Annotated in this window: 10 protein-coding genes and 1 other RNA gene; 6 read left to right on the top strand and 5 right to left on the bottom strand. The window is 65.1% G+C overall.

The window, feature by feature from the left end; all coding sequences use genetic code 11:
- Entirely contained in the window at window positions 1-651 is a 651-nt protein-coding gene (locus ABGI63_RS18640) for a hypothetical protein (protein ID WP_349743877.1), read from the top strand.
- Here the strand turns inward: ABGI63_RS18640 and ccoG are convergent.
- The 5 genes from ccoG to ompA form a co-directional block, all read right to left on the bottom strand.
- Window positions 638-2056 (bottom strand): cytochrome c oxidase accessory protein CcoG, encoded by a 1419-nt coding sequence (gene ccoG / locus ABGI63_RS18645; protein WP_349743878.1) that lies wholly within the window; start codon window positions 2054-2056, stop codon window positions 638-640. The genes ABGI63_RS18640 and ccoG overlap by 14 nt on opposite strands.
- 439 nt (window positions 2057-2495) lie before the next feature.
- Window positions 2496-2867: a transfer-messenger RNA gene (ssrA, locus tag ABGI63_RS18650) on the bottom strand.
- A gap of 13 nt (window positions 2868-2880) precedes the next feature.
- Window positions 2881-3573 (bottom strand): phosphoglycolate phosphatase, encoded by a 693-nt coding sequence (gene gph, locus ABGI63_RS18655; protein ID WP_349743880.1) that lies wholly within the window; start codon window positions 3571-3573, stop codon window positions 2881-2883.
- Window positions 3570-4274, bottom strand: a complete 705-nt coding sequence (gene ubiG, locus ABGI63_RS18660; RefSeq protein ID WP_432767440.1) for a bifunctional 2-polyprenyl-6-hydroxyphenol methylase/3-demethylubiquinol 3-O-methyltransferase UbiG — start codon at window positions 4272-4274, stop codon at window positions 3570-3572. The genes gph and ubiG overlap by 4 nt, the downstream gene beginning before the upstream one ends.
- 83 nt (window positions 4275-4357) lie before the next feature.
- The gene (gene ompA, locus ABGI63_RS18665; protein WP_137940814.1) at window positions 4358-5005 is read right to left on the bottom strand and encodes an outer membrane protein OmpA; all 648 of its coding nucleotides are present in this window, start codon (window positions 5003-5005) and stop codon (window positions 4358-4360) included.
- 265 nt (window positions 5006-5270) lie between these two features.
- Between ompA and gyrA the strand changes: the two genes are divergently transcribed.
- Genes gyrA through ABGI63_RS18690 form a run of 5 tightly spaced genes read left to right on the top strand, consistent with a single transcriptional unit; the run spans window position 5271 to window position 11696 of the window.
- Window positions 5271-7919, top strand: coding sequence for a DNA gyrase subunit A (gene gyrA / locus ABGI63_RS18670; RefSeq protein ID WP_137940815.1), 2649 nt, complete (start codon window positions 5271-5273; stop codon window positions 7917-7919).
- Window positions 7920-7923: 4 nt separating this feature from the next.
- A complete protein-coding gene (locus ABGI63_RS18675) occupies window positions 7924-8538 on the top strand; it encodes a DUF2059 domain-containing protein (protein WP_349743883.1) in 615 nt (204 codons plus the stop codon).
- 36 nt (window positions 8539-8574) lie between these two features.
- A complete protein-coding gene (gene serC / locus ABGI63_RS18680; protein WP_349743885.1) occupies window positions 8575-9690 on the top strand; it encodes a 3-phosphoserine/phosphohydroxythreonine transaminase in 1116 nt (371 codons plus the stop codon).
- Complete coding sequence (gene pheA / locus ABGI63_RS18685; protein ID WP_349743887.1) at window positions 9683-10804, top strand: prephenate dehydratase; 1122 nt, start codon at window positions 9683-9685, stop codon at window positions 10802-10804. The genes serC and pheA overlap by 8 nt, the downstream gene beginning before the upstream one ends.
- A 1-nt stretch (window position 10805) precedes the next feature.
- Window positions 10806-11696, top strand: a complete 891-nt coding sequence (locus ABGI63_RS18690; RefSeq protein WP_349743888.1) for a prephenate dehydrogenase — start codon at window positions 10806-10808, stop codon at window positions 11694-11696.
- Window positions 11697-11698: the final 2 nt, after the last annotated feature.

The raw sequence follows: 11698 nt of genomic DNA on the forward strand, positions 1-11698 counted from the left end.
ATGAACCACCTCCCCGACGCCAGCGCCTCGCTGGCCGACTGCCTGCAGCACATCGCCGACGCGGGCTTGATCAGCCTGGGCATCCCGCCGGCCGAGGGCGGCCAGGGCGGCAGCGCGGCCGATCTGGCCGAGGCGATACAGGATCTGCGCCAGCGCAAGGCTTTCGCAGCCGAAGTGCTGCAGTCGCAGCGCCTGAGCGTGGAAGCGCTGCGCCGCTGCCGCAACAGGGGGCTGCGCGAGTACCGCCTGCCGGCCTTGCTGGACGGCTCGGTGTTCGGCGCCTGGCCCGGGGTGGCCATGCAGGCCCTGGCGGAGCTGGGCAGCGCCTCGGTCATCGCCACCGACACCGGCCGCGGGCTGCGCCTGAACGGTCCCATCGGCAGCATCCTGCACCCGCAGGGCTGTGCCTTCATCGTGCTCAGCCCGGTGCAATGGGATGCGCAACGCCCGCCGGGTCTCGCCCTGCTCGATGGCGAGCAGGACGGCCTGCACCTAACGCCGCTGGCCGGCGACGAGCGCCCGCAGCGCCGTGCGCTGCTCACGCTGGACCAGCTCTTCTTTCGCGAAGACGAGTTGCTGGAGGCCGATGCCTCCCGGCTAGTGATGGGGCTGTTGCAGACCGAGCAGGCCCGGAGGCTCAGCGCAGCATGAAGGTGGAATCGGCCCGGACCGTTTCCACCGACTTGCCCTGCGCGTCGCGCAGCTCGAAGCGGATCGGCAGCGGCTTGCCGCTGGCGAGCCGCTGTGCATCGGCTTCGGCCATGCGCAGCGTCACCACGGTGCTGCTCGTCCCGGCCGGCTCGACCTGCAGCTCGCCGCGATAGGCCAGCTGCAGGGCCAGCGGCTCGGCGCCGGTCGTGCTGGCCTGCAGGCTCAGCCGTCGTGCCTGCAGACTGGCATTCATCAGCTGCAGGCGATAGAGGTTCTCCACCGCACCGTCCTCGGCCCGGCGAGACAGCACCGCGCGATCACGCAGCACATTCATCCTGAGCGCCGGCCGCGCCAGCCATGCCCAAACCAGCGCTGCGCCGAGCAGCATCAACAAGCTGCCGTAGACCAAGACGCGAGGCCGCAGCCAGGCAGGCCCTGCCCTCCGCTGCGATGCGTGCCCCTGCAAGGCGCTGAAACGTATCAGCCCGCGCGGCGCCCGCAGCTTGTCCATCACCTGATTGCAAGCGTCGATACAGAGGCCGCAGCTGATACAGGCCGCCTGCAGCCCCTGGCGAATATCAATGCCGACCGGACAGACCTGCACGCACAGGCTGCAGTCCACACAGTCGCCCTGCGACAGCGCCCTCGCGTCCACCCCGCGCGAGCGTGCGCCGCGCGGCTCCCCGCGAACCTCGTCATAGCTCACCACCAGGGTCGCGGGATCCAGCATCGAGCCCTGGAAACGGCCGTAGGGGCAGGCATGCTGGCAGACCTTCTCACGCAACAGGCCGGCATGCAGATAGGTCGCCGCGCCATAGAACAAGGTCCAGAACATCTCCCAAGGCCCCAGCGCCGGCAGGGCCGCGACAAGCTCGCGGATCGGCGTGAACCAGCCGACCAGGCTGAAGCCCGTCAGCAGGCTGAAACCCAGCCAGGCCAGGTGCTTGCCGCCGCGGCGGCCGAGCTTGTCGGCACCCCAGCCTGCCGCGTCGAGCCGCAAACGCGCCCGCCTGTCCCCTTCGAAGCGATGCTCGATCCACATGAAGATCTCGGTATAGACCGTCTGGGGGCAGGCGAAGCCGCACCAGACCCGGCCGGCGATGGCGGTCGCGAAGAACAGCAGCAGCGCGCTGAACACCAGCAGCCCGGTCAGATAGATCAGATCCTGCGGGAACAGCACCGCAGCGAACATGTAAAAGCGCCGCGCCTCCAGATCGAACAACAGCGCCTGACGCCCGTCCCACTGCAGCCATGGCAGGCCATAGAACAGCAGCTGCGTCAGCCACACCAGGGACCAGCGCCAGCGGGCAAACAGGCCGCGCACCGAGCGCGCCTGGATGTGCAGCTCAGGTTCGACACCGCCAGGCACGGACAGCAGCGGAATGACTTTGCGGGTGACAGACATGGATCCCTCTCGGCAGCAACCGCGTCGGTGCCCCATGCATCGAGCGCTAGAAGGATGGTCGCGACAAGCGATCTGATCCGAAAGACTCAGATTTTCTCAATGAATTGAGATCAGTTGGACGCATGCCAAGGCCGTGATTCGTCGGCACCGCAGCCTGCGCCCGACGACTGAACATTCGGGAATCAGGCCCGTGCCGTGTTTTCGTGACCGCCTTGCCGCCTTCTACCGCATGCCTGAGGGCTGGCTTGGTGGCCTTGTCGCTGAGCCCGGCCACACCGCGCATACCGCACAAATCCCGGATCTGGGTTTGTGCTGCTTTGCTGACTGTTGTGTGGTCGCGCGCTACATGCAAGCGGTCCTACGCAGACAAAGAAAAAGGCCCAAGTCGTTGATTTACTTGGGCCTTCTGGTTGTTCGCGAACTTCTGCGAACCTTGTTGTGGTGGAGCCGGGGGGAATTGAACCCCCGTCCGCAAGCCATCACCGAGCAGTTCTACATGTGTAGCCGTCTGATTTGAATCTCGCGTTCAGGTCGCGCAGCGGCACGCTACCTTTCCCGCCAGTCACTAAATCTTGTTCCCTATCGAGTGACCCGACAAGAAACCAGCCGATGTGAATGACTTCTCAGCTTTCCGTCTTGCGACTTGAGCCCGGCCCATCGGCCTGCCGTTGAGAAGCTCAACTGCAATTAAGCAGCGAGTGCGAACGTAGAGTCGTTTGCAGTTACTTTGTTTCCAGTGGTTTTACGAGCGGACTGGTGCTCGACATGCCCTACTTCGGATCCGCACCCACGTCGAAACCGGGTCGGCCCCTAAGACCTGTAGTTTAAGGCAGAACCAGTTCTTTCAAGAGCTGGGCCGGCTCATTGATGACAATATCTGCGCCCCAGGCTTCGACATCAGCCCCCTGCCCCAGATAGCCCCAGCCGGCAGCGACCGTGGCCATGCCGGCGGCGCGACCGGCCTGCACATCACGTTCGTCGTCGCCGATATAGACACACCGGTCCGGCGCGATGCCGAGGCGACGCGCCGCCTCCAGCAATGGGCCGGGATGCGGTTTGGCATGCGGCGTGGTGTCGCCCCCGATCACCGCGCCGGCCTGCTCGAACAGGCCCAGCGCCCGTGTCATCGGCAGCGCGAAGCGCTCGGCCTTGTTGGTCACGATGGCCCAGGGCATGGCCGCCGTGCTCAGCGCATGCAGCACCGGCTGCATCGCTTCAAACACAGCGGTCAGACGCAGCATGCGGCGCTCATAGCGATCCAGAAAATCGGCGCGCAGCAGCTCGAAGTCCGCATGACCGGGCGCAACGTCCAAAGCCCGCCCCAACATACCGCGCGCGCCCGAGCCCACCATCGGACGCAGCGCCTCATAGGGCAAGGGATCAAGGCCGCGCTCGATGCGCATCTCGTTGGCAGCACCCGCCAGATCGGGAGCGCTGTCGATCAGCGTGCCGTCGAGGTCAAAGAGCACGGCACGCACATGGGCCAGCGAAGCGGCCGGGTTCAGGACTGCACTCATATCAAGGGTTTGCGACAGGCAATCAGGTAATTGACATCGGTATCGGTGCCAAGGCTGTAGCGCTGGGTCAGCGGGTTGTAGCTCAGACCCTTGCTGCTGTGCAACTCGAGACCGGCATCACGACCGAATTGCGCCAGCTCCGAAGGCTTCAGGAAGCGCGCGTACTCATGCGTTCCCGCCGGCAACATCTTCAGCACATACTCGGCGCCGACGATGGCCAGCATGAAGGATTTGAAGTTACGGTTCAGGGTCGAAAAGAACAGCCAGCCCCCGGGCTTGGCCAGGTCGGCACAGGCACGCACTACCGAGGCCGGATCGGGCACATGCTCCAGCATTTCCATGCAGGTCACGGCGTCGAACGAAGCCGGTCGCTCGGCCGCCAGCGCCTCGACCGCGATCTCGCGGTAATCGACGTTCTCGGTACCCGCCTCCATGGCATGCAGCTGAGCCACTTTCAACGGCTTGGTGGACAGATCGATGCCCAGCACGCGCGCGCCCTTGCGCGCCATCGAGTCGGTCAGGATCCCGCCGCCACAACCCACATCCAGCACATCAAGCCCGGCCAGCGGGCACAGGCTGTCGATCCACCCCAGGCGCAGCGGATTGATCTGGTGCAAGGGCTTGAATTCACTGTCGGGATCCCACCAGCGATGGGCCAACTCGCCGAACTTGGCGAGCTCTTGAGGGTCGGCATTGATCATGGGCGGCAATGATAGGGCAATAAAAAACCCCGCCGAGCCGAGCTCCTGCGGGGTTGGTTCTCAAGCGGCCGAAGCCGCCGAGATCACTTCTTGTTGCGGGTACCGACGACTTCGATTTCCACGCGGCGGTTCTTGGCGCGGCCTTCGGCAGTCTTGTTGTCAGCAACCGGCTGCTTCTCGCCCTTGCCTTCGGTGTAGACGCGGTTCTTCTCGACACCCTTGGAGACCAGATAGGCCTTCACGGCTTCGGAACGCGACACCGACAGCTTCTGGTTGTAGGCATCGGAGCCGACCGAGTCGGTGTGACCCACGGCAATGATGACTTCCAGATTGATGCCACCGGTCTTGGAGACCAGGTCATCCAGCTTGGCCTTGGCTTCGGACTTCAGCACCGACTTGTCGAAGTCGAAGAAGGCGTCAGCAGCGAAGGTCACCTTTTCGCTCACAGGAGCGGGCGGCACGACCGGTGCGGGCGGCTTCACGGCAGGAGCCGGCGGCGGAGCGACCGGAGCGACCGGCTCAACCTTCGGTGCCGGCTTCAGGGCGCCGTCGCAATCCTTGGCGGCAGTAGCCGGGGTCCAATTGCTGTTGCGCCAGCAATATTCGTTGGTGCCGTTCTTCCAGACGGTACCGTCTGTTGCACGCCAGTTGTCGACGGTCTGAGCAAAAGCGCCAGACGAAGCAACAACAGCGACTGCGAAGAGCGACGCCACGCGATTCAATTTCTTCATGATTCTCCTCTCAAGGAAGGCCGCAGTTGCCCTGCGAAATTTTCCAAAGCTGGAACTAAACCTCAGGAAGATTCCCAGCATTCGGGTTTCTCCTAGGGACTCGTCGATTGTGCCATAGGGCACCCAGACGGTTTGCATTGTGGCGGCGCCCGCCGCACCACATCACGCCAATGTTGCGCAGCCACTACAGCGCCGCGCAATTAGAATTCGCGCTCCTGTCTCTATTGACGTTGGCCGCACCACGGGGTGTGAGCCGCGCCCGCGCATGACCCAGTTCGCCAAGGAAACCCTGCCCATCAGCCTGGAAGAGGAGATGCGGCGTTCGTACCTCGACTACGCGATGAGCGTGATCGTCGGACGTGCCCTCCCCGACGCCCGCGACGGCCTCAAGCCGGTGCACCGGCGCGTGCTTTACGCCATGAATGAAATGGGTAACACCTACAACGCCAAGTACCGCAAGAGTGCACAGGCCGTGGGTGAAACCATGGGTAAATACCACCCGCATGGTGACTCCGCCATTTACGACACCATCGTGCGAATGGCCCAGCCCTTCAGCCTGCGCCACATGCTGATCGATGGCCAAGGCAATTTCGGCTCCATCGACGGCGATAACGCGGCGGCGATGCGATACACCGAAATTCGCCTCGACAAAATCGCCCACGAATTGTTGGCTGACATCGACAAGGAAACCGTCGATTTCGGGCCCAATTACGACGGCAGCCTCAAGGAACCACTGGTCCTGCCCGCCCGCCTGCCGAATCTGCTGATCAACGGCGCTTCCGGCATCGCCGTGGGCATGGCCACCAACATCCCGCCGCACAACCTCAACGAGGTCGTTGACGCCTGCCTGCATTCGCTGAAGAACCCGGACTGCTCGATCGATGAGTTGATGGAGATCATCCCGGCCCCCGACTTCCCGACCGCCGGCATCATCTACGGCATGTCCGGCGTGCGCGAAGGCTACCGGACCGGCCGAGGCAAGGTGGTGATGCGCGCCAAGGTCCATTTCGAGGACATCGACAAGGGCTCGCGCCAGTCCATCATCGTTGATGAGATCCCCTACCAGGTCAACAAGAAGACCCTGCTGGAGCGCATTGCCGAGCTGGTCCACGAGAAGAAGATCGAGGGCATCAGCCACATCCAGGACGAGAGCGACAAGTCCGGCATGCGCGTGGTGATCGAGCTCAAGCGCGGCGAAGTGCCCGAGGTGGTGCTGAACAATCTGTACAAGCAGACCCAGCTGCAGGACAGCTTCGGGATGAACATGATCGCGCTGATCGATGGTCAACCCAAGCTCTGCAATCTGAAGGATCTGATCACGGTCTTCCTGGAGCATCGCCGCGAGGTCGTGACGCGGCGCACGATTTTCGAGCTGCGCAAGGCGCGCGACCGCGGTCATGTGCTGGAAGGCCTGGCGGTGGCGCTGGCAAACATCGATGAATTCATCGAAACCATCAAGACCTCGCCGACCCCACCGGTCGCCAAGGCCGCGCTGATGGCCAAGAGCTGGGACAGCTCGCTGGTGCGCGAGATGCTGGTGCGCGCCGAGGGCGACACCCCCGGCGGCCGCGGCGCCTTCCGCCCCGAGGGCCTGCCGGCGATGTACGGCATGCAGGCCGACGGTCTCTACCGCCTCTCCGACGACCAGGCCGGCGAAATCCTGCAGATGCGTCTGCAGCGCCTGACCGGGCTGGAGCAGGACAAGATCGTCGGCGAGTACAAGGAAGTGATGGCCGTCATCGCCGATCTGCTGGACATTCTGGCCAAGCCCGAGCGCGTCACCGTCATCATCGGCGAAGAGCTAGTCCAGGTTCGCCAGGAGTTCGGCCAGACCAAGCTGGGCGCGCGCCGCAGCGTGATCGAGCACAACGCCCAGGAACTCGGCACCGAGGATCTGATCACACCGACCGATATGGTCGTGACGCTCTCGCACACCGGCTATATCAAGAGCCAGGCGCTCAGCGAGTACCGCGCCCAGAAGCGCGGCGGCCGCGGCAAGCAGGCGACGCAGACCAAGGAAGACGACTGGGTCGATCAGCTCTTCATCGCCAACACGCATGACTGGATCCTGTGCTTCTCCAACCGCGGCCGCGTCTACTGGCTGAAGGTCTGGGAAGTGCCGCAGGGTTCGCGCAACTCGCGCGGCAAGCCCATCGTCAATATGTTCCCGCTGCAGCAGGACGAGAAGATCACCGTTGTGCTGCCGCTGACCGGCGAGTTCCGCGTCTTCCCCGAGGATCACTTCATCTTCATGGCCACCGCCCTGGGCACGGTCAAGAAGACCTCGCTGAAGGACTTCAGCAACCCGCGCAAGGCCGGCATCATCGCGGTCGACCTGGACGAGGGCGACCATCTGATCGGCGCTGCGCTGACCGACGGCAAGCATGATGTGATGCTGTTCAGCGACGGCGGCAAGGCGGTGCGCTTCGACGAGGACGATGTGCGGCCGATGGGCCGCCAGGCCCGCGGCGTGCGCGGCATGATGCTGGAGCCCGATCAGCGCCTGATCGCGATGCTGGTGGCCGAGGACGAGAACCAGTCCGTGCTGACCGCCACCGAGAACGGGTTTGGTAAGCGCACCGCGATCACCGAATACACCCGCCACGGCCGCGGCACCAAGGGCATGATCGCGATCCAGCAGAGCGAGCGCAACGGCCGCGTCGTCGCCGCCACCCTGGTGCATGCCGATGACGAGATCATGCTGATCACCGACAAGGGCGTGCTGGTGCGCACCCGCGTCAGCGAGATCCGCGAGCTGGGCCGTGCCACCCAAGGCGTGACCCTGATCGCGCTGGACGATGGCGCCAAGCTGTCGGGCCTGCAGCGTATCGTCGAAAACGATGCCAACGACAGCAGCGATGCTGAAACCCCAGCCGACGACAGCAGCGCTGCCGACGATGCCAACAAGGAATGATGTTTTGAACTCTCAGTCCCTGAAAACTCTCGCCGCCGCCGCACTGCTGGCCGCCTCCGCCCAGAACGTGCTGGCCCAGGCAGCGCCGGCAGCCCAGCCCGCACCGGCTGCCGCCAGCAGCAGCCCCGCCAAGAAGGAACTGGTGGCCAAGCTGCTGCAACTGCAACAGCCCGGCTTCGAGACCCTGGGGCGCAGCCTGCTGCAGCGCCCCGTCACCCAGCTGATGCAGGGCGCCAGCCAGGCCCTGCAGCAAGTGCCGCCGGAAAAGCGCGAAGCTACCATCAAGGCCATCGATACCGACATCAAGAAGTTTGTCGACGAAACCGGCGGCCTGATGCGCGACCGCGCCATCAAGCTGGCGCCGTCCACCGTCGGTGCGATGCTGGAAGAGCGCTTCACCGAAGAGGAGCTCAAGCAGTTGGTGGCCTGGTTCGAATCGCCGGTCAACAAGAAGTACAACCAGATGGGCGCCGAGATGCAAAAAGCGCTGACCGAAAAGCTGGTCGCCGAGACCCGCGGCACGGTCGAGACCCGGCTCAAGACGCTGGAGCAGAACGTGGCCAAGCAGCTGGGCATCAGCCCCCCGCCGGCGCCTGCCGCCAGCCCCGCGAAGAAGTAAGCAACACCCGTCTCACGAGCTCAGCCGCCACGACCCATGACCCAGCGCCCGTTCAATTTCTCCGCCGGCCCCGCCGCCCTGCCCGAAGAGGTGTTGCGCCAGGTGGCGGCGGAGATGCTGGACTGGCAGGGTTCGGGCATGAGCGTGATGGAGATGAGTCATCGCGGCCGCGAGTTCGTCTCGATTGCCGAGCGCGCCGAGTCCGACCTGCGCGAGCTGCTGCAGGTGCCGGCCAACTTCCGCATCCTGTTCATGCAGGGCGGTGGCCTGGCCGAGAACGCGATCGTGCCGTTGAACCTCTCACGCGGCGGCAAAGTGGACGTGGTGGTCAGCGGCTCCTGGTCGAAGAAGAGCGCCGAGGAGGCCCGCCGCTACGCCGACGTGCAGATCGCCGCCGACGGTGCAGCGACCGGCTACACCGCGCTGCCGGGCGACTGGCGGCTGCGCAAGGATGCGGCCTATGTCCATATCTGCAGCAACGAGACCATAGACGGCACCGAGTTCCACACCCTGCCCGACATCAAGGCCATGGGCAGCGACGCGCCGCTGGTGGCCGATGTGTCCTCGCATCAGCTCTCGCGCGCCATCGACTGGTCCAAGCTGGGCCTGGCCTTTGGCGGCGCGCAGAAGAATATCGGCCCGGCCGGCGTGACCCTGGTCTATGTGCGCGAGGACCTGCTGGGCCATGCGCTGCCGGCCTGCCCCTCGGCCTTCGACTACAAAATCGTGGCTGATGCGCAGTCGATGTTCAACACGCCGCCGACCTTCGCGATCTATGTCGCGGGCCTGGTGTTCCAGTGGCTGAAGACATTCAGCCATGCCGGCAAGACTGGCCTGGCCGCGATCGAGCAGCGCAATATCGACAAGGCCAATCTGCTCTACGGCGCGCTGGACGGCTCGGGCCTGTTTGAAAACCGCGTCGCGGCCGACTGCCGCTCGCGCATGAATATTCCGTTCTATCTGCGCGGTGAATACAACACCGAGCGCCTGAACGACGCCTTCCTGGCCGGTGCCAGGGAGCGCGGGCTGCTGCAACTCAAAGGCCACAAGTCGGTGGGCGGCATGCGTGCATCCATTTACAACGCCATGCCGCTGGAAGGCGTGCAGGCGCTGGTCACGTATCTGAAGGACTTTGAGACAAGCCATGGCTGATAGCCCCCAACCCGGCAGCAATCCCGGTGCCGATCCCGAACTGCTGAAACTGCGCGATCAGATCGACGCGGTCGACCAGCAACTGCTGCAGCTGCTGAACCGCCGCGCCACGCTGGCCTCCGAGGTCGGCGAGCTGAAGAAGAAGGAAGGCTCGGTGGTCTTCCGCCCCGAGCGCGAGGCCCAGGTCATCAGCGGCCTGAAGTCGCACAACCCCGGCCCTTTGATGAGCGACAGTGTCGCGCCGATCTGGCGCGAGATCATGTCGGCCTGCCGCGCGCTCGAGACGCCGACCCGCGTCGCCTATCTGGGCCCGGCCGGCACCTTCAGCGAGCAGGCCGCGCTGGGCTTCTTCGGCAGCTCCATCGTGCAAGTGCCCTGCACCAGCATCGACGAGGTGTTCCGCACCACCACCGCCGGCGCCGCCGACTTCGGCGTCGTACCGGTCGAGAACTCGACCGAGGGTGTGGTCGCGCGCTCGCTGGACCTCTTTCTGACCACGCCGCTGTTCATCATCGGCGAGACCAGCCTGTTCGTGCGCCACAACCTGCTGCGGCGCGAAAACTCTCTGGACGACATCCAGGCCGTCTGCGCCCACCCCCAGGCCCTGGCCCAGTGCCATGGCTGGCTGTCCACCCATCTGCCGCATGCCGAGCGCCGCCCGGTGTCCAGCAATGCCGAGGGCGCGCGCCTGGCCTCGCTGGACAAGCGCCTGGCCGGCATCGCCAGCGAGCGCGCCGGCAGCGAGTACGGCCTGCATCTGGTGGCCCCCGCCATCCAGGACGATGCCCACAACCGCACCCGCTTTGCCATCGTCACTCACCCGGACCGGCACCCGGCGCCGAAAGCCTCGGGCAACGACTGCATCAGCCTGGTGGTCTCGGTGACCAACAAGCCCGGCGCGGTGCATGACATGCTGGTGCCGCTGAAGGAACGCGGCGTCTCGATGACGCGCTTCGAGTCGCGGCCGGCCCGCTCGGGCCAGTGGGAGTACTACTTCTACATCGATCTGCAAGGCCACCCCGACCAGCCTCATGTGGCCCAGGCGCTGCGCGAGTTGCGCGAGGCCTGCGCCTTCTTCAAACTGCTGGGCACTTACCCGCTGGATTCACACTGAGATGTACAAACAACTGGGCGTGATCGGCTGCGGCCTGATGGGCGGCTCGTTCGCGCTGGCGATGAAGAAGGCCGGCCTGGTCAAGCGCATCGTCGGCTACAGCAAGTCGCCGTCGACCACTGAAACAGCCAAGCGCCTGGGCGTCATCGATATGGTGGCCGAGTCGGCGCTGCAGGCGGTGGCCGGCTCGGACATCGTGCTGCTGGCCGTGCCGGTGGCGGCCACCGAAGCCAGCCTGCGCGCGGTGCGCCATCTGGTCGAACGCAAGGTGCTGTTCATGGATGTCGGCTCGACCAAATGCGATGTGGCCGAGGCGGCACGACGCGCGCTGGGCGACAAGCTGCCCGCCTTTGTGCCGGCCCACCCGATCGCCGGCAAGGAGTCGGGCGGCGTGCAGAACGCCGACGCCGCGCTCTACCAGGGCCGCCAGGTCATCCTGACGCCGCTCCCCGAGACCGATGCCGGCCTGGTGCAGAAGGCCACCGACATCTGGTCGGCCCTGGGCTCCCAGGTGTTGAAGATGACGCCGGAGAACCATGACGCTGCTTTTGCCGCCGTCAGCCACCTGCCGCATCTGCTGGCCTTCGCCTTTTTCCAGGCGGTGGCCAGCCAGCCCGCCGGGCGCGACTATCTGAGCCTGGCCGGCCCGGGCTTTCGCGACTTCACCCGCATCGCCGCCAGCGAGCCGGCGGTCTGGCGCGACATCCTGATGGCCAACAAGGGCGAGTTGCTGGCGCAGTCGCGCCTGTTCCGGCAGGCGCTCGACGCACTGGAAGCGATGATCCACAGCGGCGATGCCGCCGCGCTTGAGGCCCGCATCCGCCTGATCGCCGAGGCCCGCGCCAATTGGCATATGAATGCGCCACGCGCCACCACGCGCAAAGACAACTGATT

The organism is Roseateles cavernae, assembly GCF_040187885.1.
Taxonomy (GTDB): domain Bacteria; phylum Pseudomonadota; class Gammaproteobacteria; order Burkholderiales; family Burkholderiaceae_C; genus Roseateles_E; species Roseateles_E cavernae.